Raw genomic sequence first — 21,997 nt, 5'->3', positions numbered from 1 at the left:
GACGGCCGTCGTCTGCCGCACGAGATGAGGACGTGGGTTGCTCAAGCCTGCCCGCAAGAAGGAGAAGGACCCCGAGGGGCGGATGCCCCTCGCGGAGCACCTGCGTGAGTTGCGCAACAGGCTTCTCAAGGCGGTCCTGGCGATCTGTCTGGTGACGGCCGTCGCGTTGTTCTACTACAAGGACATCGTCGACTTCCTGATGAAGCCGGTCTTGGACTCGGTCGGTTGTGGCGGTCTTTCCGTCTCCGATCTGGAGGCCGCCAAGGACGGCGACCAGAAGTGCGCTTACTTCACCGTGAACGGCCTTTTGTCGCCGTTCACGATCATGCTCAAGGTCTCCTTCATGACCGGCCTGGTGCTCGCCACGCCGATCTGGCTGTACCAGCTCTGGGCGTTCCTCGCGCCCGGTCTGCACAAGCAGGAGAAGAAGTACTCGATGGCCTTCGTGGCCGCCGGGGTGCCGCTCTTCGTGGGCGGCGGCTTCTTCGCGTACGCGATCCTCCCGACGACCGCCGAGGTGCTGCTCGACTTCACCCCGGAGGGCGCCGACAACCTGTTGCCCCTGGACGACTTCATCGACCTGCTGACCCGCATGGTCGTCGTCTTCGGTCTCGCCTTCGAACTGCCGCTGGTCCTGGTGCTGCTCAACTTCGGTGGCGTGGTCACCGGACGCCGGATGCTCGGCTGGTGGCGCGGCATGATCATGGGCATCACCGTGTTCGGCGCCCTGGCGACGCCGAGCACCGACCCGGTGGGCATGTTCGCCCTCGCCGGGCCCGTCACGCTGCTGTACTTCGTCGCGGTGGGCGTCTCGCTCATCAACGACCGGCGCAAGGCCAAGCAGCGGGCCAACGATCCCGACTTCGGCGTCGATGACGACGAGGCGTCGCAGAGCCACGTCCCCGAGGCGGTGGACGACGTGGAGACGGTCTCGGCCGGCGGCGCGACGGGCGATGAGCGCGGCGGCACGGATGCGGGCCGGCGCAGCGGCTACGACGACTTCACATAAGCCGGTAGATTCCGTGCGTGACCAGCGACATCACTCTCTTCGTCAATCCAACGGCGGGCCGTGGCCGTGGCGCGCGGGCCGCGCAGCCGGCCGCGCGGGTGCTCCGCGACGCGGGGTTCCGCGTGCGGACGGTGCTGGGCGCCGACGCCGATGACGCGCTGAGCCGGGCCCGCGCGGCGGTCGCGGGCGGCACGGGGGCGCTGGTGGCGGTCGGCGGCGACGGCATGACCTCGCTGGCGCTCCAGGCGGTGGCCGGCACCGGCACCCCGCTCGGCGTGGTGGCGGTGGGCACCGGAAACGACTTCGCGCAGGCCACCGGGTTGCCGGTGCGCGACCCCGGCGCCGCGGCCCGACTGATCGCGGCCTCCCTCAAGTCCGACGGCGGGCGGCCGGTGGACGTCGGCCTCGCCGGCGAGACGTACTTCGGCACCGTCCTCGCCTCCGGCTTCGACTCCCGGGTCAACGACCGCGGCAACCGGATGCGCTGGCCCACCGGCCGCTTCCGGTACGACCTGGCGATGGTCGCGGAACTGGCCGGACTGCGGACCTTCCCGTACCGGCTGCGGCTGGACGACGGGCCCGAACGGGAGGTCGAGGCGACGCTGATCGCGGTCGGCAACGGGACCTCGTACGGCGGCGGGATGCGGATATGCGGCGGTGCCCGGCTGGACGACGGGCTCTTCGACATCACGGTCGTCGGCCCGTGCACCCGCGGCACGCTGCTGCGGGTCTTCCCACGGGTCTACCGGGGCACGCATCTCGGCCACCCGGCGGTGACCACCTACCGCGCGGCGCGGGTCTCGCTGGCGGCGCCCGGGCTCACCGGCTACGCCGACGGGGAGCCGCTGGGGCCGCTGCCGCTGACGGCCGTGACCGTGCCGGGCGCCGTGCGGCTGCTGGGCGGCTGACCTCCGGGGCGGCCGGGTGGCAGCGGACCGTGGGGGAGGGCGGACTCCGGCCGGGGCCGGTGGCGTCCCAGGTGCTGGTAAAGATCGAGTGCGTTGTCAGAGGTGGCCGGTAGGCTCGTACGTACGATGACCGACGAGCTATCTCCCGCCGAGCGATACGCCCAGGCCCGCCTCCGGGCGGCCGACCAGGCCACGGCTCTCGCTCCGTTCCGCGAGATGTACGAATTTGGCCTCGATCCGTTCCAGATCGAGGCGTGCCAAGCACTCGAAGCCGGCAAGGGCGTCCTGGTCGCCGCCCCCACCGGCTCCGGTAAGACGATCGTGGGCGAGTTCGCCGTCCACCTGGCCCTCACCCGGGGCCGCAAGTGCTTCTACACCGCGCCCATCAAAGCGCTGTCGAACCAGAAGTACAGCGACCTCGTGGAGCGCTACGGCGCCGAGAAGGTCGGCCTGCTGACCGGCGACAACAGCGTGAACTCCGAGGCACCGGTGGTCGTGATGACCACCGAGGTGCTGCGCAACATGCTCTACGCGGGCTCCCGCTCCCTCGACGGCCTCGGGTACGTCGTCATGGACGAGGTGCACTACCTCTCCGACCGGTTCCGGGGCGCGGTCTGGGAAGAGGTCATCATCCACCTGCCGGAGTCGGTGACGCTGGTCTCGCTCTCCGCGACCGTCTCCAACGCCGAGGAGTTCGGTGACTGGCTGGACACGGTGCGCGGCGACACCGAGGTGATCGTCTCCGAGCACCGCCCGGTCCCGCTGTGGCAGCACGTGCTCGCCGGCCGGCGGATATACGACCTCTTCGAGGAGAAGGACAGCCCCGAGGGCCAGCCCGGCACCGGCCGGCGCGAGGTCAACCCCGACCTGGTGCGGCTGGCCCGGATGGAGAACAGCCGCCCCAGCTTCGGCGGGGACAAGCGGCGCGGTCGCTCCATGCGGGAGGCCGACCGGGAGCGCGAGCGCCGCCAGCGCAGCCGGATCTGGACCCCGAGCAGACCCGAGGTGATCGACCGGCTGGACGCGGAGGGGCTGCTCCCCGCCATCACCTTCATCTTCAGCCGCGCGGGCTGCGAGGCGGCCGTGCAGCAGTGCCTGTTCGCGGGGCTGCGGCTGAACGACGACGCGGCGCGGGCCCGGGTGCGGACCATCGTCGAGGAGCGTACGGCGTCCATCCCCGACGAGGACCTGCACGTGCTGGGCTACTACGAGTGGCTCGAGGGCCTGGAGCGGGGGATCGCCGCCCACCACGCGGGGATGCTGCCGACCTTCAAGGAGGTCGTCGAGGAACTCTTCGTCAAGGGCCTGGTCAAGGCGGTGTTCGCGACCGAGACGCTGGCGCTGGGCATCAACATGCCGGCGCGGTCGGTGGTCCTCGAGAAGCTGGTCAAGTGGAACGGCGAGCAGCACGCCGACATCACCCCCGGCGAGTACACGCAGCTCACCGGCCGCGCGGGGCGGCGAGGCATCGATATCGAGGGCCACGCGGTGGTGCTGTGGCAGCGCGCGATGGACCCGACGGCGCTCGCCGGCCTCGCGGGCACCCGCACCTACCCGCTGCGCTCTTCCTTCCGCCCCTCGTACAACATGGCCGTCAACCTGGTCTCGCAGTTCGGTCGGCACCGCTCGCGCGAACTCCTGGAGACCTCGTTCGCGCAGTTCCAGGCGGACAAGGCGGTCGTCGGCATCTCGCGGCAGGTGCAGCGCAACGAGGAGGGTCTGGAGGGCTACCGGGCGTCGATGACCTGCCACCTCGGCGACTTCGAGGAGTACTCCCGGCTGCGGCGCGAGCTGAGCGACCGGGAGACGGAGCTGGCCAAGCAGGGCGCGGCGCAGCGCCGTGCGGCGGCGGCCACGGCGCTGGAGAAGCTCAAGCCGGGCGACGTGATCCAGGTGCCGGCGGGGAAGTACGCCGGGCTCGCCCTGGTGCTCGACCCCGGGTTGCCCGCGGGGCGCGCGGGCGGGCACCGTGGCGGCTTCGAGTACCACGACGGGCCACGTCCGCTGGTGCTCACCGCGGAGCGGCAGGTCAAGCGGCTGGCGGCGATGGACTTCCCGGTTCCGGTGGAGGCGCTGGAGCGGATGCGCATCCCCAAGTCGTTCAACGCGCGCAGCCCGCAGTCGCGTCGCGACCTGGCCTCCGCGCTGCGTACCAAGGCCGGCCACCACGAGCCGCACCGCCGCCGTAAGGAGCGCTCGGCGGCGGCCGACGACACCGAGATCAGCAGGCTGCGCACGGAAATCCGGGCCCACCCCTGCCACGGCTGCGCGGAGCGTGAGGACCACGCCCGGTGGGCCGAGCGGTACCACCGGCTGCGGCGGGACACCCGGCAGCTCGAGCGGCGCATCGAGGGGCGTACGAACACCATCGCGCGCACCTTCGACCGGATCTGTGCGCTGCTGACCGAGCTGGGTTACCTCCAGGACGACGAGGTCACCGAGGACGGGAAGCGGCTGGCGCGGCTCTACGGCGAGCTGGACCTGCTGGCCAGCGAGTGCCTGCGGGACGGGGTCTGGGAGGGCCTGAAGCCCGCGGAGCTGGCGGCGTGCGCGTCGGCGCTGGTCTACGAGGCGCGGGCGGCGGACGACGCGGTGGCGCCCAAGCTGCCCACCGGGGAGTCGAAGCAGGCGCTCACCGAGATGGTGCGGATCTGGGGCCGCCTCGACGCGCTGGAGGAGAACCACCGGATCAACCAGGCGGAGGGCGTCGGCCAACGCGAGCCGGACCTCGGCTTCGCCTGGGCGGCCTACCGCTGGGCCTCCGGACACGGTCTGGACGACGTGTTGCGCGAGGTGGAGATGCCGGCCGGCGACTTCGTGCGCTGGTGCAAGCAGCTCATCGACGTGCTGGGGCAGATCGCCGTGGCCGCCCCGCCGGAGGGCACCGTGGCGCGCAACGCCCGCAGGGCCGTGGACGGCCTGCGACGCGGGGTCGTGGCCTACTCGTCGGTGGGCTGAGCCGGCGGGCCGGCGCTCGCCCCGCTGGGCGGCCTGGCCTGGCCGATGTGTCCGCCGCCCACCACCTGCGCCCGGCGCGCCGCTCCCCGACGGGGACGCGGCGCGCCGGGCGCTGTCGTGGATCGGGGCCGCCCGTACGGGGACCGTCCCGTACGCGGACCGTCCCGAACGGGGACCGTCCCGAGCGGGAACCGGGCGTACGGGGAGGCGGGCGGCGCGGGTCTAGGCGCCGGCCTGCCCGCGCTCCTGCTCCGCCTCCACCTGCTGGTTCCACTCCTGCTTGGCCGCCTGCCAGCCGTCCTCGTTGTGGCCGAGGCGCCAGTAGCCGGAGATCGACAGCCGCTCGCGCGGGATCTGGTGTTCGACGCGCAGTTGGCGGCGGAGTTCCTTCACGAAGCCGGCCTCGCCGTGCACGAAGGCGTGCGGGACGCCGGGCGGGAAGGCGAGGTCGCGTACCGCCTGGGTCAGCTTGGCGCCGACGCGGGCGCCGTCGCGGTGGAGCCAGTGCACGGTGGCGCCCGGCACCTCGGCCAGCGGCTGGCGCTCGGCCTCGTCCGCCACCTCGACGAACACGTGGGCCGGCGCCGGGTTCTCGCTGGCCGCCAGCCGTTCCAGGGCGGCGGCGATGGCGGGCAGCGCGCTCTCGTCGCCGGCGATCAGGTGCCAGTCGGCGTCGGGAGAGGGGGCGTACGCGCCGCCGGGGCCGAGGAAGAAGATCTCCTCGCCCGCCTTGACGCTGGTGGCCCACGGCCCGGCCACGCCCTCGTCGCCGTGCACCACGAAGTCGATCGCCAGCTCGCGGCTGACCGGGTCCCAGGTGCGCACCGTGTACGTGCGGGTCACCGGCCACTGGTGGCGCGGCATGTCGGCGCGGATCTGCTGGATGTCGAAGGGCTTGGGGTAGGTCACGCCCTCGATCGGGAACAGCAGCTTGACGTAGTGGTCGCTCCACTCGCCCGCGCTGAAGTTCGCCAGCCCCGTGCCGCCGAGCACCACGCGCACCATGTGGGGGGTGAGCCGCTCGGTGCGGATCACCTGTCCCCGGTGGAGCTGCGGCTGCTTGCGGGCCGGACGCTCTGTCACGATGCCTCCTGGGAAAGGGAAGTTAGGATTACCTAACCTAACAGCTTATCTCGCGAGAACGGCGAGCACCCTGCTCAGCGACGTGCCCAGGCCCCAGCGCTCGGTCAACGCGTCCAGCGCGGCGGGGTGGCGCGGGGCGGTGGGCAGGGCCGGGTCGAAGGCGGGGAGCGGGACGTCGGTGTCGACGCGGACCACGCGCGGCGCGACGGCGAGGTAGTCCGCGGCCTCGGCCAGCCGCCGGCGCTGGGTGGGGGTGAGCTTGGACGTCGGGTCGGCCGCGGCGGCCGTGATGCCGGCGAGGTCGCCGTAGGCGGCCAGCAGCTTGGCGGCCGTCTTCTCGCCGATGCCGGACACGCCCGGCAGGCCGTCGCTGGGGTCGCCGCGCAGCAGGGCCAGGTCCGCGTAGCCGGAGCCGTCCACGCCGTACTTCCCGCGCAGCCACGCCTCGTCCACGGCCTGGAGCGTGCCCACGCCCTTGAGCGGGTAGAGCACGCGGGCCCGCCGCTCGTCGCTGACGAGCTGGTACAGGTCGCGGTCGCCGGTGACGATGTCCACCGGGCCGCTCGCGCGCGTGGCGAGGGTGCCGATCACGTCGTCCGCCTCGTAGCCGGCCACGCCGACCCGGGCGATGCCGATGGCGTCCAGCACCTCCTCGATCACCGGCACCTGCGGCGCGAGGGTGTCGGGGACCTCCTCCTCGTAGTCGCCCGAGTGCGGCACGTGCTCGCCCTGCGGGGCGGCCGGCTCGTCGGCGACCCGGTGCGCCTTGTACGAGGGGATGAGGTCGACCCGCCACTGGGGCCGCCAGTCGGCGTCCATGCAGGCGACCAGGTCGTCCGGGCGGTGGTCGTCCACCAGGCGGGCGATGAAGTCGAGGAGCCCCCGCACGGCGTTGACCGGCGTGCCGTCCGGGGCGCGCACCGAGTCGGGCACGCCGAAGTAGGCGCGGAAGTACAGGGAGGCGGTGTCGAGGAGCATCAGGCGTCGGGTCACGGCCCGATCATGCCGTACCGATCAGACGGGCGGCGTTTGTGAGGTGGGACACAAAGGGTTTGCTCCGGGACCTTCCGGGCAGGCGCCGTCCCGGAGCGGACCCTGTAGCGCATTCAACTATTGCATTGGGCACGTGGTCAGGCGGGCCGAAACCGCCCGCTCCACGACCTGTCTCTCGCCCCCCGGCGGGAAGCCCCCACCGGGGGCTGGGTCGTTTCTTGAGTTCGACCCGAGAGGTGTATGTGTCCAGGCTGCGAGCCGAGCACTTGTACAAGGTCTTCGGTAGGCGACCGAAGGCGGCCGTGACCGCCCTGGAGGGCGGTGCTAGCCGTGACGAGCTGCGCTCCCAGGGAACGACGGCGGCCGTGATCGACGCGTCGTTCGCCGTCGAGGCGGGCCAGATATTCGTTGTCATGGGACTGTCCGGATCGGGCAAGTCGACCCTGCTGCGCATGTTGAACGGCCTCCTTGAGCCGACCGCGGGGCAGGTGCTCTACGACGGCACGGACCTGACCCGGTTGAGCGCGCGCGAGCTGCGCGAGGTGCGCTCGCGGAAGATCAGCATGGTGTTCCAGCACTTCGCGCTCTTCCCGCACCGCAGCGTGCTGGAGAACGCGGCCTACGGGCTCGAGGTGCAGGGCATGCCCCGCGCCGACCGCGAGGCGCGCGCCAAGGAGGCTCTGGAGCTGGCCGGCCTCGCCGGCTGGGAGAACTCCTGGCCCGACGAGCTCTCCGGCGGCATGCAGCAGCGCGTGGGCCTGGCCCGCGCGCTGGCCACCGACGCCGACCTGCTCCTGATGGACGAGTCGTTCAGCGCGCTCGACCCGCTGATCCGGCGCGACATGCAGGACCAGCTCCTGGAACTCCAGAAGCGGCTCAAGAAGACCATCGTCTTCATCACCCACGACCTCAACGAGGCCATGCGGCTCGGCGACCAGATCGCCGTGATGCGCGACGGCCGGATCGTCCAGATCGGCAACGCGCAGGACATCCTGGTCACCCCGGCCAACGACTACGTGGCCTCCTTCACCCAGGACGTGGACCGCTCCCGGGTGCTCACCGCGGGCGCCATCATGGCCGAGCCCGCCAGCGCGCTCGCCGGCGCGGACGGCGCCACGCCGCGCACCGCGCGCGAGATGCTGGCCGCGGCGCCGGCCACCGTCCTGGCCGACACCCCGATCATCGAGCTGTTCGCGCCCTGCTCGGCCAGCTCCGAGCCGGTCGCCGTGGTGGACGAGGCGGGCGAGCTGATCGGGCTCGTACCGGCCGCCCGACTGCTGGCCGTACTCGGCGAGCCCACCCAGACCGCCGAGCCCACCGCCGCGCCACCGGGCCCACACCTGGGCAAGGACGCCGCGGACCGGGGCGCTACGAACAAGAGCGACAAGAGCGACACGGATCAGGGTGACGTGAACAAGGACGCCGCGCAGGGCTCCACGGGCAACGGCACGGCCGAGGGCAAGGTGACCGCGGGTGCCTAGGCTCGACATCGGCAAGTGGATCGACTCGGGGATCACCTGGCTCCGGGAGAACCTCGACTGGCTCTTCGACTTCATCGCCAAGGTCGTCGACGGCATGTACGAGGGCGTGCACGACGTCCTGTCCGCGCCCGAGCCGCTGCTGTTCGCGGGCATCCTGGCGGTCATCGCCTGGTGGCTGCGCGGGCTGGTCGCGGGCGTGGTGGCCTTCGCGGGCTTCGCCCTCATCGACTCGATCCAGCAGTGGGACGAGGCGATGGAGACCCTGTCGCTGGTGCTGGTCGCCGGCTTCATCACCATCGTGATGGCGGTCCCGCTCGGCATCTGGGCCGCGCGCAGCCGCACGGTCAGCACGATGCTGCGGCCCGTCCTCGACTTCATGCAGACGATGCCCGCCTTCGTCTACCTGATCCCGGGCATCTTCTTCTTCGGCGTCGGCGTGGTCCCCGGAGCCATCGCCACCATCGTCTTCGCGATGCCGCCCAGCGTGCGGATGACCGAACTCGGCATCCGCCAGGTGGACGAGGAACTGGTCGAGGCGGCCGAGGCGTTCGGCACCAGCCCGCGCCGCACCCTGGTGCGCGTACAGCTCCCGCTGGCCCTGCCCACCATCATGGCCGGCGTCAACCAGGCCATCATGCTGGCCCTTTCCATGGTCGTCATCTCCGGCATGGTCGGCGGCGGCGGGCTCGGCTCCTCGGTCTTCGAGGCGATCAGCTCCGTGGACGTGGCCCTCGGCTTCGAGGGCGGCCTCGCGGTGGTCATCCTCGCGATGTACCTGGACCGCATGACCGGCGCGCTCGGCGAGCGGGTCTCGCCACTGGGCCGCCGCGCCATCGCCAAGCGCAACGCCGCCGCCAGCGGCCTGAAGGTCCTCCAGTGGCGGCCGGCGACCTCGCTCGCCACGGTCGGCGTCGTGGTCCTCGCGCTCGTCGCGGGCGGCATGAACGTCTTCGGCGAGGACGAGAAGGGCCCCGAGGTCACCGCCGACGTCGGCAAGGGCCGCTCGCTCAACATCGGCTACATCAACTGGGACGAGGGCGTCGCCTCCACGTACCTGTGGAAGGAAGTCCTCGAACAGCGCGGCTTCAAGCCCAAGGTGCAGTCGTACGAGGTCGGCGCGCTCTACACCGGCATGGCCGCGGGCGACATCGACGTGCAGACCAACTCCTGGCTGCCGGTCACCCACGAGTCGTACTGGAAGAACTACCGCGACAAGCTGGACGACCTGGGCTCCTGGTACGGGCCGACGTCGCTTGAGGTCGCCGTCCCCTCGTACGTCAAGGGCGTGAAGACGCTGGAGGACCTCAAGGGCAAGGGGGGCACCTTCAAGGGCAAGATCATCGGCATCGAGCCCGGCGCGGGCGAGATGAAGCTGATGAAGGACAAGGTGCTGCCCGGCTACGGCCTGGACAAGGAGTACAAGCTCGTCAGCGGCTCCACCGCCGGCATGCTCTCCCAACTGGAGCGCTCCTACGCCAAGCAGGAGCCGGTCGCGGTCACCCTCTGGTCGCCGCACTGGGCGTACAGCAAGTACGACCTGACCAAGCTGAAGGACACCAAGGGCGCGTTCGGCTCCGGTGACCGCCTGCACATGCTGGCGCGCAAGGGCTTCGCACAGAAGGAGCCGCAGGTCGCCGAGTGGATGAAGGGCTTCAAGCTCGACGAGAAGCAGCTCACCACGTTGGAGCAGGCGATCCAGGACGCCGGCAAGGGCAACCAGCAGCAGGGCGTGCGCGCCTGGCTGGAGAAGAACCCGGGCATGATCGACAAGATCGCCCCGGTCGCCGGCGCCGAGGCCAAGGGCAAGCAGGCGGGCGCCGCGCCGCGCATCGGCTACTTCCCGTGGGACGAGGACATCGCCACCACCTACCTGTGGAAGAACGTCCTGGAACGCCGAGGCTACAAGCCGTCGATCAAGCAGTACGACGTCGGCTCGATGTTCACGGGAATGGCGGCCGGCCAGATCGACGTCGAATTCGACGGCTGGCTGCCGGTGGCCCAGAAACAGTACTGGGACAAGTACAAGCACAACCTCGTCGATATCGGCGCGTGGTACGACAAGACCTCGCTCGAACTGGCGGTGCCCTCCTACGTCAAGGACGTGAAGTCCCTCGCGGACCTCAAGGGCAAGGGCGACAGGTTCAAGGGCAAGATCGTCGGAATCGAGCCGGGCACTGGCCAGATGAAGCTGCTCAGGGACAAGGTGCTGCCGGCGTACGGCCTGGACGGGGAGTACGAGGTCACCAGCGCCGGATCGCCCGCGATGCTGGCCGAACTGGAGCGCTCGTACAAGAAGCGCGAGCCGATCATCGCCGTGCTGTGGACCCCGCACTGGGCCTACAGCAAGTACGAGCTGACCAAACTCGCCGACCCGAAGAAGGCGTTCGGCGAGAACAACGAGATCCGCTCGCTCGGTCACAAGTCCTTCCCGAAGAAATACCCGGAGTTCTACGGGTGGTTGAAGGAATGGCACATGACCGAGAAGGAACTCGCCGGCCTTGAGGCGTCCATTCAGGACGCCGGCAAGGGCAAGATCGAGGAGGGCGTGCAGAAGTGGATGGACGCCCACCCCGGAATCGTCGACAAGATGGCGCCGGTGAAGTAACCGCCCGCTGAACCCGCCCCGCGGCACGGCCGCTCACGAGGCGGCACGGGGCGCCGCGCACCGCGCGCGGTCGCCCCGTGCCGCAGCCGCGGGGCCTCCGCACGCCGCCGTGGCCCGGAACCCTCCGGGCCACGGCGGCGCCGTACGGTGGGGCACATGCCTGGACCCAGCCGACCCGAAGGCCCCGACCGTTCCGACCGCCCAGACCGTCGCGACCGCCCAGAGCGTCGCCCGGCCGTGCGGCGGGTGGTCTCCCTCGTGCCCTCGCTCACCGAGGCGGTGGCCGTCACCGCCCCCGGGCTGCTGGTCGGCGCCACCGACTGGTGCAGCCACCCGGCCGACCTCGCGGTGGAGCGCGTCGGCGGCACCAAGAACCCGGACACCGCGCGCATCGCGGCCCTCGCCCCCGACCTGGTCATCGCCAACGAGGAGGAGAACCGCGAACCCGACCTGGCCGCCCTGCGCGCCGCCGGCCTCGACGTCTGGGTCACCGAGGTACGCGGTCTTGAGCAGGCGTTCAGTGAACTGCACCGGGTGCTCGTGGACGGCTGCGGGCTCGCCAGACCCGACTGGCTCGACGCGGCCGAGCGCGCCTGGCGCCAGGTGGCCGCGGACGCCACCGGCCAGCGGCGCAGCGCCGTGGTGCCGGTGTGGCGCCGGCCCTGGATGGTGCTCGGCCGCGACACCTTCGCCGGCGACCTCCTGACGCGCCTCGGCGTCCACCAGCTGTACGCGGACCACGCCGAGCGCTACCCCCGCGTACCGCTGGAGGAGTTGCGGGCCAGCGGCGCCGACCTGGTGGTGCTGCCCGACGAGCCGTACCGCTTCACCGCTGACGACGGCCCCGAGGCGTTCCCCGACCTGCCCGCCGCGCTGGTCAGCGGGCGCCATCTCACCTGGTACGGGCCGTCGTTGGCACAGGCCCCCGCGGTGCTGGCCGAGGCGCTGCGGCGGGCCCGCTGACCCGTCGGCCGCTCAGCGGGGTACGCGTACGGGCGCGACCGGGCACGCCGGCGCGGCCGGTCGCGGGCCGAGCCGGGCCTAGACCCGGGCCGGGGACGCGGCCGGCGACGCGGGCAGGGCGGCGGGCACGGCGGCGGCCGGGGCCGGGGTCAGCGGCGGCGGCAGCAGGGCGCCGCTGACGACGCCGCGCGCAGTGCGCGCCAGCGCCACCCCCCAGGCCGCGACCAGCACCGCGTACAGCCCGACCGCCAGCCACCGCAGCGCCGCCAGCTCCGTGTGCCGGGCCAGCCCGGCGGCGCCGGTCACGCAGGTGCCGACCGGGAACGTGAACGCCCACCAGGTCATCGCGAACGGCATGCCGCGCCGCGCGGCCCGCACCACCAGCGCCCCGGCCAGCACCAGCCACCACAGCGCGAAGCCCATCACCGGCACGCCGTACAGCAACGCGAAACCGGCCAGCGCGCTCGCGTGGTCGGCGCGCAGGGCGCCGGGCGCGGCGTCGGCGAGGTGGGTCACCGCAGTTGTGGACTGCCCCAGCGGCCCGAGCACCAGGAACAGCGTCGGGGTGAGGGCGAGCGCCGGCGGCCCGTACCGCAGCAGGCCGGCGACGATGGCCGGCAACAGCACCAGCGTGCCCAGCAGGCTGAGCCCGAACTGCGCGTAGCAGACCAGCAACAGCGCGGCCCGCCACTGGCCGGCGGGCAGGTGCGAGACGAGCGCCGGGCCGGTGGCGGCGGCCACCATCGGCGCGACCACCGGCAGCAGCCACACCGGCGAGGCGTCGCGCGGGCCGACGCGGTGCCGGGTGATCAACAGGTACGGGATGCCCGCCGCGGCCAACAGGCCGACCACCGTGCCCACCACCCACAGCGCGCCGGCCACCGCGACGGCGGCCCCCGTGCCGACGAGGTCCCGGCCGACCGCGAGGGTGCCCGCGCCGACCGCGAGCAGCGCCATCGCCAGACACCCGTAGAAGGGGGCGACGGCCGGGTCGAGCAGGTGCGCCCGGGCCTGGTCGGCGTGGCGGGCCCAGTGCCCGGCGCGCGCGATCAGCAACGCCACCAGCAGCAGCGCCGACAGCGCCCACACCGCGCCGCACGCCGCGCGCACCCCCGGCACGTCGATCGGCAGGGCGACGCCGGCCGTGGCCACGATGGCCGTGCCCATGACGGTGGCGTACCAGTTCGGCCCGAGCGGGCGCACGCTGATCCGGTCGGCGATGAGCGGGCGCGGGCCCGCGGGAGCGAGGGTGACCATGCCCCCACGGTGCCCCGCCCGCACCGCGCTGACCAGGGCCCCCGTGGCTATGAGGGCATAAGCTGAAGTTATGACACAGGGCGATGGCGGGACCGGTGGTTCGGGGGCTGACGGGGGAGCGGACGCCCCGCGAACGCCGCTCGCCCACCGGGTGCCCGACCTCGGCGCCCTGGAACTGCTGCTCGCCGTCGCCCGGCTCGGCAGCCTGGGCCGCGCCGCGCGGGAGACCGGCATCAGCCAGCCCGCGGCGAGCGGCCGGATCAGGGCCATGGAGCGGCAACTCGGCGTCACCCTGGTGGAGCGCTCGCCGCGCGGTTCGCGGCTGACCGATGCCGGGACGCTGGTGACCGAGTGGGCGCGGCGCGTCGTCGAGGCGGCCGAGGCGTTCGACGCGGGCGCGCACGCGCTACGCGACCGCCGCGACTCGCGGCTGCGGGTCGCGGCGAGCATGACCATCGCCGAGTACCTGCTGCCCGGCTGGCTGATCGCGCTGCGCGCGAGCCGGCCCGGAACCGCGGTGTCGCTGTTCGCGGGCAACTCGGCCGTCGTCGCCCGCCGGCTCCAGGACGGCGAGGCCGACCTGGGCTTCGTGGAGGGCACGGGGGCGCCGGCCGGACTGGACGGGGCGGTCATCGGCCGGGACCGGCTCGTGGTCGTCACCGCCCCCGCCCACCCCTGGGCGCGCCGCCGCGGCCCGGTTCCGGCGGCCGAGCTCGCGGCCACCCCACTCATCCTGCGCGAACGCGGCTCCGGCACCCGACAGGTGCTGGACGCGGCGCTACGCGCGCACGGCGGCCTCGCCGACCCGCTGCTCGAACTGGCCTCCACCACCGCCGTCAAGTCCGCCGCCGTCAGCGGCGCCGGCCCCGCCGTCCTGAGCGAACTCGCCGTGGGCGACGAGCTGTCGGCGCACCGCCTGGTGGAGATCCCGGTCGACGGAGCACCACTGCGCCGCGAGCTGCGCGCCGTCTGGCCGATCGGCGAACGCCCGGCGGGCCCGGCGCGGGAGTTGCTGAGCCTGACGCGGCGGGGTGGGTAGCGGGACCGCCCGACCTGGCGGACGGCCGCCGGGACGCGCTGCTGACCGAGCACGGCTCAAGTCCGCCTTGTGCGGGGTGCGTTCGCCCTCCTAGCGTCATGATCTCGGGGCGACGGCGGGGGGCCGCGCGTGACGGTTCTGATGGTGGCCGCGACCGTGTACGGCGTGGCGCAGTTGCTGGTGCTGTCCACCCCGACGCGGTCGATACGGGTGACCACCGTGCTGCTGGCGATCGCGGTGGGGGTCTACGGCTGCGGCGCGGCGACCGCACTACTGGAGTACGCGTACACCCGCGCGGTCGCCGAGCAGCCGGACGGCAGAGCGCTGCGCGAGGCGGTGGAGCGCGCGAGCTACACCGTCGACCCGGTGCTCGAAGAGGTGGTGAAGGTCGCCCCGCTGCTCCTGGTGGCGGGGAGTCGCAAGCTCAGGCGGCAGTGGGGGCTGACCGACCACGTGGTGACCGGCGGCGCGCTGGGTGCCGGATTCGGGCTGCTGGAGGCGGTTTCCCGGTACGGGCTGGACGCGGATCGGGCGACAGAACACTCGGCCGGTGGCTGGCTGATCCCCACCAGTCTCACCCCGCCCTACATCCCGGGACCCGACCAGGTCTTCTCCGCCTGGTTTCCCGCTCCGTTCGGCACCCTGGACCTCGGCGCGACCCACCCGGTGGCCGAGACCAGTCAACACCTGGTCTTCTCCGCGCTCTGCGGGCTCGGCGTGGGCATCCTGGTACGGGGCCGGCGCTGGCTGCGGCTCGCGGGCCTCCTGCCCATCGGCGCGGCATGCGCCCAGCACCTCCTCGTCAACTACTCCGCAGCCCACCGCTCCGATCGCGATATCCAGGCGTGGGTGGCCGACACCGACGCCGTCCTGTGGGTCGTCCCGCTGCTCTGCCTGGCCATCGCGATAGGTGTTGACCTGGGGCAGTCGCGCCGGGCCAAGCGCGCGCTGCCCGGCGTGCTGATCGGCTCGGAACGGGCTGGCCGCGTCGGGCTGGAGGCGCTCGGCGGGTACGGGCTGTGGCGCCTGCCGTGGTCGATGCTCATCGCCCTTCGGTTCGCCCGGATGCGCCGCGCCTTGCTGTACGGCGTGGACCGCGGACCCTACCCGGGAGCCGAGACCCTGTACCGCACGGTCGCCTGGTCCGCTCGACAGATCGACGCGTCCGATCACTTGCACGCATGGCGAGGCATCGGGGTGCGCTCGACGTGGCGGGCCGCTCGCGCCATGCGCGACGGGCGGCGGGTGTGGTTCGTCGCCGTCTCCCTGGCGTTGATGGCCCCGGCCGCGCTCTTCCTCCTCGTGGGTTCCTTCCCCGCCACCGCGAGTCTCCAGAACCGCTTCGAGACCGGCAACGGGCCCGCTGTGCTCATGGGCTTCGGCATGGCGGCGTTCGTATGGATCGCCTGGCAACTTATCGACATGCTCCGCACCTGGCGGGTGACCGGCATGTTCGCGCTGGCCGAAGCGCGGGCCGTCGTCCGCTTTCGGCTGTGCACCGCGCTCGGGGCGCTCACCGCCGGAGCCGTGTTGCTCGGTCGCATGAGCCAGGAGGGGCTGAGCCCTGACGACAAGGTCATCCGCAATGTCCACCTGCTGGACGCGTTGGACAACTTCCTTGCCTACCTCGGCTTCGCCATGCTCTTGCTCGCGCTCCTCGCGCTCTTTCCGCCCGGCGGCGGCCTTGCTCTCGCCGGCACCGGCGCCATGCGCGCCCTCACCGTCGAAGCCGCGACCCATGCCACGGCGTTCGGTGTGCTGGGTGTGGTTCTCATGTCGGCGGGCACCAGTGGCAGCGGTCCGCCCGGCGAAACCCGGAACGCCTGGCCTCGCGAAAAGCGGAAGGGAAAGACGAAACCGGAGCACCGGGCCGACATCAAGGGCGACGAGGGAAGGAATGGATCTCACACCATCGAACGTCACGTGGAGAAATCGACACGGGACATGCGAAAGAGGCTGAGGTCGAACCCCGGCCTCGCGGCGGACTCGCGCTTCATCAACAGGGAGTCGGCTCAACGATTTACAGATGAGACACTGATGCGGCATCAGCAACTCGTGAGGCAGTGGCTCGCTGGGACGCGGTCGAAACTCGCCCTCCCGGAGGTGCAGTTCGGTGAACGTACTGGGCTCTCTCTCACGAGAGACGGTTACCTGAGAGGGGAGCCGCCGAGCTGGGTCAATAAAGTCAAAGTGATTCTCAAGCGCGACCCAACCGCAGCATCTGGTTATCGAGTGCTGACCTCCTATCCAATTCCTTAGCCGATCTCGTCTGGATGACCGCAATGACCTACTCCTCTGCAGGGCCAGGCTACCGTTTTTATGAAGTCCAGAACCTGCTGCGCGCCTATGGCCAGACAGGAAACTCGTTCACCGACACACCGGACACACCGGGGCCGGCGTTGCGGGGTTTTCTGCGCGTCGTCACGCGCTTCCCCGCGCGGGGCGCGCGCCTTCTGCGGGAACTCGACGACCTGCTGACGGTCGGACTGTTCTCGCCCGAGATCGCCGACGAGGTGGAACTGATGCCGCGCGTACGTCCCACAGAGGGCAGAAGCGTCGAGGAGTCCCTGAGCCTGGTTCGAGATCACGTCCGAGCGGCGCTGCGAAACCCCGAGCGATGGGCTGGTTCGGGGCCGGAGAAGCGCTGGGAATGGGGCGAGTTCTTCCCCGAGGTATTTCAGTTGCTCGGCGCCTACTTCCACCAGGATTTCTCGTACGAGTACGCGTCACATCGCGAGGCCGTTGAGGACTACCTGGCCGGGAGCACCCGAGAGGAGCTCGAGCGGACCTTCACCGAGCTGTCCGAGGTGCTCGCCGTGGCGGGGTCTGACGAGGAGCTCGACCTGGCGGCCCGGGCCCTGGGCATGGAGGTGAGTCCGCCGAAGGGCGAGACGCTGCGGCAGTGGCTCAACGGTGTGGCCTCGCTCATCCACCGCCACGCACAGGGTTAGGCCGCCGGCACGGGCGCGGCCCCACCCGCCGCCCCCACCAGCGCCCGCATCAACCGGTCGTCGTCGCCCGCCTCCGGGTGCCACTGCACCGCCAGTGCGAAGGGGCGTGGTGCGGTGAACTCCAGGGCCTCCACGGTGCCGTCGGCCGTGTGGGCCGAGGGGGTGAGGTTCGGGGCGACGCGGTCCACCGCCTGGTGGTGGTAGGTCGGCACGCTCACGGGGGTGGGCAGCAGGCGGGCGGTGAGGGTGCCCGGGACGGGGGTGATCTCGTGTCGGGCGAACTGTCCGGGTGGGCCGGCGTGGTGCGGGTGGCCCACCACGTCCGGCAGGTGTTGGTGCAGGGTGCCGCCCTGGAGGACGTTGAGCAGTTGCAGGCCCCGGCAGATGCCCAGCAGCGGCAGGCCGCGGTCGAGGGCCGCCGCGATCAGGGCCAGTTCCCAGGCGTCGCGGGCCAGCGCGGGCGGGCCCGTCCTGGGATGTGGCTCGGCCCCGTAGCGGGCGGGGCGCACGTCGGGGCCGCCGGCGATCACCAGGCCGTCGAGTCGGGCGACCGCCTCGTCGGCCGCGCCCGGCGCCCCGTCCGGTGGCAGCAGCGCGGCCAGGCCGCCCGCGCGCTGCACGAGTTGGTGGTATCCGGCCGGCAGCAGCGCGGCGGGCAGGCGCCACACGCCCCAGCGCGCGTCGTCCTCCAGGTAGGTGCTGATGCCGATGAGCGGCTTGGCCACGTCGTCCTCCCGGTCAGTCGCGGGCCAGCGCCGCCTCGGCCTCCGCGAGGGCCGCGAACTCCTCCTCGGGTGCCGATGCCACCAGCCGGTGCCTGCTGTAGCACGCGAAGTAGACCAGTGCCACGCCGTACACGCCAAGGGCGATCAGCGCCGCTCGCGGGTCGACCAGGAACGTCGCCACCAGCGCCGAGCAGGCCAGGACCAGCGCGACCGAGGAGGTCAGCACGCCGCCCGGGGTGCGGTACGGACGGCGCAGCCGGGGCTCGCGCCAGCGCAGCACGACGTGGGACAGGGTCATGAGGGCGTACGAGATGGTGGCGCCGAAGACCGCCACGTTCAGCATCCGCGCCCCGTCCCCGCTCGCCGCCGCCAGCGCGAAGCCCAGCGCCCCGGGGACCACGAGGCCGAGGTAGGGGGCCTTGCGGCGGTTGGTCAGGGACAGGACGCGGGGCAGGTAGCCGGCCCGGGACAGGGCGAAGAGCTGGCGCGATCCGGCGTAGATCAGCGAGAAGAAGGAGGCGACCAGGCCGGCGAGCCCCGCGTAGTTGACGATCCGGCTGGCCGTGGTGGGCTCGCCGTGCGGTTGGAGCGCCTGCACCAGCGGGTCGCCGACGTCGGCGATGACGGCCGCGCCGCGCGCACCGGTCGCCGTCACGAAGGTGACGAGCGCGAGCAGCAGCAGGATGCCGAGCGACCAGGCCATCGCCCGTGGCAGGGTGCGCGCCGGGTCGCGGGTCTCCTCGGCCGCCAGCGGCACCCCCTCGACGCCGAGGAAGAACCACATGCCGAACGGGAACGCCGCCCAGATGCCCAGGATGCCGAACGGCAGCCAGGAGCCCGCGCCGAAGGCGTCCTGGTCGACGGGGATGTCGTTGAGCGAGCCCGCGGAGAACTCCGTGGCCGCCGCGCACGCGAAGACGATCAGCGCGGCCACGGCGACGGCGGTCACCACCAGGATGAACCGCAGCGCCTCGCCCACCCCCCACAGGTGGATGCCGACGAACAGGACGAAGCAGGCCAGGTAGACGGGCCAGCCCGACTCCAGGCCGAAGAGGCCGAGCGACTCGACGTACTCGCCGATGAACAGCGCGATGGCGGCGGGGGCCAGCACGTACTCGATGAGGATCGCGGTGCCGGTGAGGAACCCGCCCCAGGGGCCGAGCGCGCGGCGGGCGAAGCCGTAGCCGCCGCCCGCGGTGGGGAGCACGGACGCCAGCTCGGCCAGCGAGAACACCAGGCAGGTGTACATCAGCCCCATCAGGACGGCGGCGATGGCCAGGCCGCCGAAGCCCCCTTCGGCCAGGCCCGCGTTCCAGCCGGAGAAGTCGCCCGAGACGACGTACGCGACGCCGAGCCCGGTCAGCAGCAGCGGGCCGGCGCTGCCCCGGCGCAGGGAGCGCCGCTCCAGGTACGCCGCGGCGCGCGAGTCCGCGCCCTCGCCCGCCTCCGCCGCGCGGGCCGCGGGCACGGCCTGCGGGAGCGTGGGGCCGCGGCCCTGGTCCGGTCTCTCCGGCTCGTCGCCGCCCGTGGGTGAGGTGGTCAGCTCAGGTTCGTCGGCCATGGGCCGCTCCCGCCTGCCGGAGGAAAGGTGTGACTGCATACCTTTGCGGTCCCGCTCGCGGATGCGCAAGACCCACGCACGGTCTGTGGGCGGGCGCCGGTCGGCCGCCCGCCGAACCCGCGCGCCCCGGCGTACGCGCCGCCCGCCCGCGCCTGCCGAGCCGCCGCCCGACCCTGTGACCTCCCGCAACGGCCTTGCCCCGTAGGGCTGTTACGCGCGGGAGGCCGGCGCGGCGGCTAGGACAGGAAGCCGCGCAGCAGCGCCGCCGTGCCCGCGCAGTGCTCGCGCATGATCTCGCGGGCGCCGTCCGCGTCACCGTCGAGCACCGCCTCGGCGAGCGCGGCGTGTTGGGCCTGCGAGTGCTCCACGTTCCGCACCAGCAGCGGAATGCAGTCGAGCAGGTCGTTGAGGCGGGCCCGTACCGCCGCGTACTCGGCGGCGAGCGAGGGGGAGCCGGAGAGGCCCGCGAGGGCGAGGTGGAACAGCGTGTCCGCCCTGCGGTAGTCCTGCGGGGCAGCGTCGCGCGTGCCGTCCAACGCGGCCCGCACCCGCCGCCGCTGCTCCGGACCCAGGTCGTGGGCCGCGCACAGACCCGCCGAGCCGACGTCCAGCACCTCGCGGAAGCGCAGCGTGTCCTCCACGTCCACGTCCGCCCCCCGGCGCCGCAACTCCGCCCGCGGGCCGCCCGTCGCCGGCCTGGCCAGCACGAACGTTCCCCCGTACCGGCCGCGTCTGCTCTCCACCAGCCCCTGGTCCTGGAGGACCTTCAACACCTCGCGCAGGGTCACCCGGCTGATCCGCAGGCGCTCGGCCAACTCCCGCTCGGACGGCAGGCGTTCGCCCTCCGGGACCAGGCCGAGCCGCACGACCTGGAGTATCTGTTCCAGCGCCTCCTCGAAGCCGTTGCCGGCGCGCACCGGCCGCAGCACCGGTGCCAGGTGGCTCAGTCGCGCGGGTCCGTGCGGCAGCGCGCTCCCCTGTGCGTTCGTCCCGGTGTCCATCGACCCGCCCTCCCGGCCACGGCTACTTCCCAACCAATGGTCTACGGGCCTACCTTATGACCTTCGGACGCACCGACAGGAGGCACGCCCGTGGCAGTTCGCACGCCCCCGCTCTCGGTCGACGAGTTGCGCAGGCTCGTGGCAGCCGGCGATATCGACACCGTCGTCCTCGCCTTCACCGACATGCAGGGCCGGCTCCAAGGCAAGCGGTTCGCGGCCCGATTCTTCCTCGACCAGGTGCTGGAGCACGGCGCGGAGGGGTGCACGTACCTGCTCGCCGTCGACGTCGACATGAACACCGTGGACGGCTACGCCATGTCCTCCTGGGACCGTGGCTACGGCGACTTCGCCATGCGGGGCGACCCGGGCACGCTGCGCCGCATCCCCTGGCAGCCGGGCACCGCCATGCTCATCGCCGACCTCGGCTGGCACGACGGCGCCCCGGTGCCCGCCTCGCCCCGCCAGGTGCTGCGCCAACAGCTCGACCGGCTCGCCGAGCGCGGCTGGAGCGCCTACGTGGGCACCGAGCTGGAGTTCATGATCTTCCAGAACAGCTACGAGGAGGCGTGGGACGCCGCGTACCGCGGACTGACCCCGGCCAACCAGTACAACGCCGACTACTCCGTACTCGGCACCGCCCGGGTGGAGCCGCTGCTGCGCCGCATCCGCCTGGAGATGGACGCCGCCGGCATGACCGTGGAGTCCGCGAAGGGCGAGTGCAACCTCGGCCAGCACGAGATCGCCTTCCGCTACGACGAGGCGCTCACCACCTGCGACCAGCACGCCATCTACAAGACCGGCGCCAAGGAGATCGCGGCCCAGGAGGGCAGCGCGCTCACGTTCATGGCCAAGTACGACGAGCGCGAGGGCAACTCCTGCCACATCCACCTCTCGCTGCGGGACGCGGACGGCCGCCCCGTACTCGCCGACGACAGCGCCCCGTACGGCATGTCCGCCACCATGCGGCACTTCCTGGCCGGCCAACTCGCGGCCATGCGCGAACTGACCCTCCTCTACGCCCCCAACATCAACTCCTACAAGCGCTTCCGGCCCGGCTCCTTCGCGCCCACCGCCGTCGCCTGGGGCCCCGACAACCGCTCCTGCGCGCTGCGCGTCATCGGCCGCGGCCCGGGCCACCGGCTGGAGAACCGGCTCCCCGGCGGTGACGTCAACCCCTACCTCGCCGTCGCCGGCATGATCGCCGCCGGACTGCACGGCGTCGACAACGCGCTGGAGCTGCCCGATCCCGTCACGGGCAACGCCTACGCGAGCGACGCCGAGCGCGTGCCCGCGACCCTGCGTGAGGCCGCCGACCTGTGGCGCGGCAGCGCCCTCGCGCGCACCGCCTTCGGCACCGAGGTGGTCGAGCACTACCTGCGCATGGCGCACGTCGAGCAGGAGGCGTACGACACCGCCGTCACCGACTGGGAGCGCTTCCGCTCCTTCGAACGCATGTGAGGAGA

General features: G+C 72.3%; 16 protein-coding genes. 10 read left to right on the top strand and 6 right to left on the bottom strand.

All coding sequences use genetic code 11. From position 1 onward, the window contains the following. Nucleotides 1-37: 37 nt before the first annotated feature. The 3 genes from tatC to H7H31_RS04800 all read left to right on the top strand — a co-directional run bounded on the left by tatC (nt 38) and on the right by H7H31_RS04800 (nt 4,875). Nucleotides 38-1,009 carry a twin-arginine translocase subunit TatC gene (gene tatC, locus H7H31_RS04810; protein ID WP_232109685.1) on the top strand — a complete coding sequence of 324 codons (972 nt, stop codon included), beginning with the start codon at nt 38-40 and terminating at the stop codon, nt 1,007-1,009. Between the two features lie 17 nt (nt 1,010-1,026). Further along, a complete protein-coding gene (locus H7H31_RS04805; RefSeq protein ID WP_187064365.1) occupies nt 1,027-1,917 on the top strand; it encodes a diacylglycerol kinase in 891 nt (296 codons plus the stop codon). 126 nt (nt 1,918-2,043) lie between these two features. Next, nucleotides 2,044-4,875: a DEAD/DEAH box helicase gene (locus tag H7H31_RS04800; RefSeq protein ID WP_187064364.1), complete on the top strand. Its 2,832-nt coding sequence runs from the start codon at nt 2,044-2,046 to the stop codon at nt 4,873-4,875. 222 nt (nt 4,876-5,097) lie between these two features. Here the strand turns inward: H7H31_RS04800 and H7H31_RS04795 are convergent, their stop codons facing one another. Continuing rightward, a complete protein-coding gene (locus H7H31_RS04795) occupies nt 5,098-5,958 on the bottom strand; it encodes a siderophore-interacting protein (protein WP_187064363.1) in 861 nt (286 codons plus the stop codon). 45 nt (nt 5,959-6,003) lie between these two features. Then, nucleotides 6,004-6,936 carry a 5'-3' exonuclease gene (locus H7H31_RS04790; RefSeq protein ID WP_187118215.1) on the bottom strand — a complete coding sequence of 311 codons (933 nt, stop codon included), beginning with the start codon at nt 6,934-6,936 and terminating at the stop codon, nt 6,004-6,006. Nucleotides 6,937-7,193: 257 nt separating this feature from the next. Here H7H31_RS04790 and H7H31_RS04785 point away from each other — a divergent pair, with 257 nt between their 5' ends. From H7H31_RS04785 to H7H31_RS04775, 3 genes are all read left to right on the top strand, one after another. Beyond that, complete coding sequence (locus tag H7H31_RS04785) at nt 7,194-8,432, top strand: quaternary amine ABC transporter ATP-binding protein (RefSeq protein ID WP_187064362.1); 1,239 nt, start codon at nt 7,194-7,196, stop codon at nt 8,430-8,432. Continuing rightward, on the top strand, nt 8,425-11,037 hold the full coding sequence (locus H7H31_RS04780; RefSeq protein WP_187064361.1) for an ABC transporter permease/substrate binding protein: 2,613 nt from the start codon (nt 8,425-8,427) through the stop codon (nt 11,035-11,037). Before H7H31_RS04785 ends, H7H31_RS04780 begins: the two co-directional genes overlap by 8 nt. A gap of 156 nt (nt 11,038-11,193) precedes the next feature. Beyond that, nucleotides 11,194-12,000 carry a helical backbone metal receptor gene (locus H7H31_RS04775; protein ID WP_222625484.1) on the top strand — a complete coding sequence of 269 codons (807 nt, stop codon included), beginning with the start codon at nt 11,194-11,196 and terminating at the stop codon, nt 11,998-12,000. A gap of 78 nt (nt 12,001-12,078) precedes the next feature. On the opposite strand, the gene H7H31_RS04770 is transcribed toward H7H31_RS04775, so the two are convergent. Further along, on the bottom strand, nt 12,079-13,257 hold the full coding sequence (locus tag H7H31_RS04770) for a TDT family transporter (RefSeq protein WP_187064360.1): 1,179 nt from the start codon (nt 13,255-13,257) through the stop codon (nt 12,079-12,081). A 70-nt stretch (nt 13,258-13,327) separates the two neighbouring features. On the opposite strand from H7H31_RS04770, the gene H7H31_RS04765 reads away from it, so the two are divergent. From H7H31_RS04765 to H7H31_RS04755, 3 genes are all read left to right on the top strand, one after another. Beyond that, nucleotides 13,328-14,296: a LysR family transcriptional regulator gene (locus H7H31_RS04765; RefSeq protein ID WP_187064359.1), complete on the top strand. Its 969-nt coding sequence runs from the start codon at nt 13,328-13,330 to the stop codon at nt 14,294-14,296. 129 nt (nt 14,297-14,425) lie between these two features. After that, entirely contained in the window at nt 14,426-16,555 is a 2,130-nt protein-coding gene (locus H7H31_RS04760; RefSeq protein WP_187064358.1) for an RNase A-like domain-containing protein, read from the top strand. Nucleotides 16,556-16,569: 14 nt separating this feature from the next. Then, nucleotides 16,570-17,247, top strand: coding sequence for a contact-dependent growth inhibition system immunity protein (locus H7H31_RS04755; RefSeq protein ID WP_187064357.1), 678 nt, complete (start codon nt 16,570-16,572; stop codon nt 17,245-17,247). On the opposite strand, the gene H7H31_RS04750 is transcribed toward H7H31_RS04755, so the two are convergent. From H7H31_RS04750 to H7H31_RS04740, 3 genes are all read right to left on the bottom strand, one after another. Next, nucleotides 17,244-17,972, bottom strand: coding sequence for a gamma-glutamyl-gamma-aminobutyrate hydrolase family protein (locus tag H7H31_RS04750; protein ID WP_187117785.1), 729 nt, complete (start codon nt 17,970-17,972; stop codon nt 17,244-17,246). The two genes, H7H31_RS04755 and H7H31_RS04750, sit on opposite strands and share 4 nt — an antisense overlap. Nucleotides 17,973-17,985: 13 nt before the next feature. Next, nucleotides 17,986-19,533 (bottom strand): ethanolamine permease, encoded by a 1,548-nt coding sequence (gene eat / locus H7H31_RS04745; protein ID WP_187061378.1) that lies wholly within the window; start codon nt 19,531-19,533, stop codon nt 17,986-17,988. 236 nt (nt 19,534-19,769) lie between these two features. Then, the gene (locus H7H31_RS04740) at nt 19,770-20,534 is read right to left on the bottom strand and encodes a FadR/GntR family transcriptional regulator (protein ID WP_187061377.1); all 765 of its coding nucleotides are present in this window, start codon (nt 20,532-20,534) and stop codon (nt 19,770-19,772) included. Nucleotides 20,535-20,624: 90 nt separating this feature from the next. Between H7H31_RS04740 and H7H31_RS04735 the strand changes: the two genes are divergently transcribed. After that, nucleotides 20,625-21,992 carry a glutamine synthetase family protein gene (locus tag H7H31_RS04735; RefSeq protein WP_187061376.1) on the top strand — a complete coding sequence of 456 codons (1,368 nt, stop codon included), beginning with the start codon at nt 20,625-20,627 and terminating at the stop codon, nt 21,990-21,992. The last annotated feature ends 5 nt before the right edge of the window (nt 21,993-21,997 follow it).

Source organism: Streptomyces buecherae, from assembly GCF_014295035.1.
Lineage (GTDB): Bacteria > Actinomycetota > Actinomycetes > Streptomycetales > Streptomycetaceae > Streptomyces > Streptomyces youssoufiensis.
This window is presented reverse-complemented; position numbering and strand designations above follow the sequence as displayed.

What these genes read in the sequence shown, in the direction of transcription:
- H7H31_RS04800 (WP_187064364.1), top strand. Translation starts at nt 2,044, where the DNA reads ATGACCGACGAGCTATCTCCCGCCGAGCGATACGCCCAGGCCCGCCTC.
- H7H31_RS04790 (WP_187118215.1), bottom strand. Translation starts at nt 6,936, where the DNA reads ATGCTCCTCGACACCGCCTCCCTGTACTTCCGCGCCTACTTCGGCGTG.
- H7H31_RS04775 (WP_222625484.1), top strand. Translation starts at nt 11,194, where the DNA reads ATGCCTGGACCCAGCCGACCCGAAGGCCCCGACCGTTCCGACCGCCCA.
- H7H31_RS04770 (WP_187064360.1), bottom strand. Translation starts at nt 13,257, where the DNA reads ATGGTCACCCTCGCTCCCGCGGGCCCGCGCCCGCTCATCGCCGACCGG.
- H7H31_RS04765 (WP_187064359.1), top strand. Translation starts at nt 13,328, where the DNA reads ATGACACAGGGCGATGGCGGGACCGGTGGTTCGGGGGCTGACGGGGGA.
- H7H31_RS04755 (WP_187064357.1), top strand. Translation starts at nt 16,570, where the DNA reads ATGACCGCAATGACCTACTCCTCTGCAGGGCCAGGCTACCGTTTTTAT.
- eat (WP_187061378.1), bottom strand. Translation starts at nt 19,533, where the DNA reads ATGGCCGACGAACCTGAGCTGACCACCTCACCCACGGGCGGCGACGAG.
- H7H31_RS04740 (WP_187061377.1), bottom strand. Translation starts at nt 20,534, where the DNA reads ATGGACACCGGGACGAACGCACAGGGGAGCGCGCTGCCGCACGGACCC.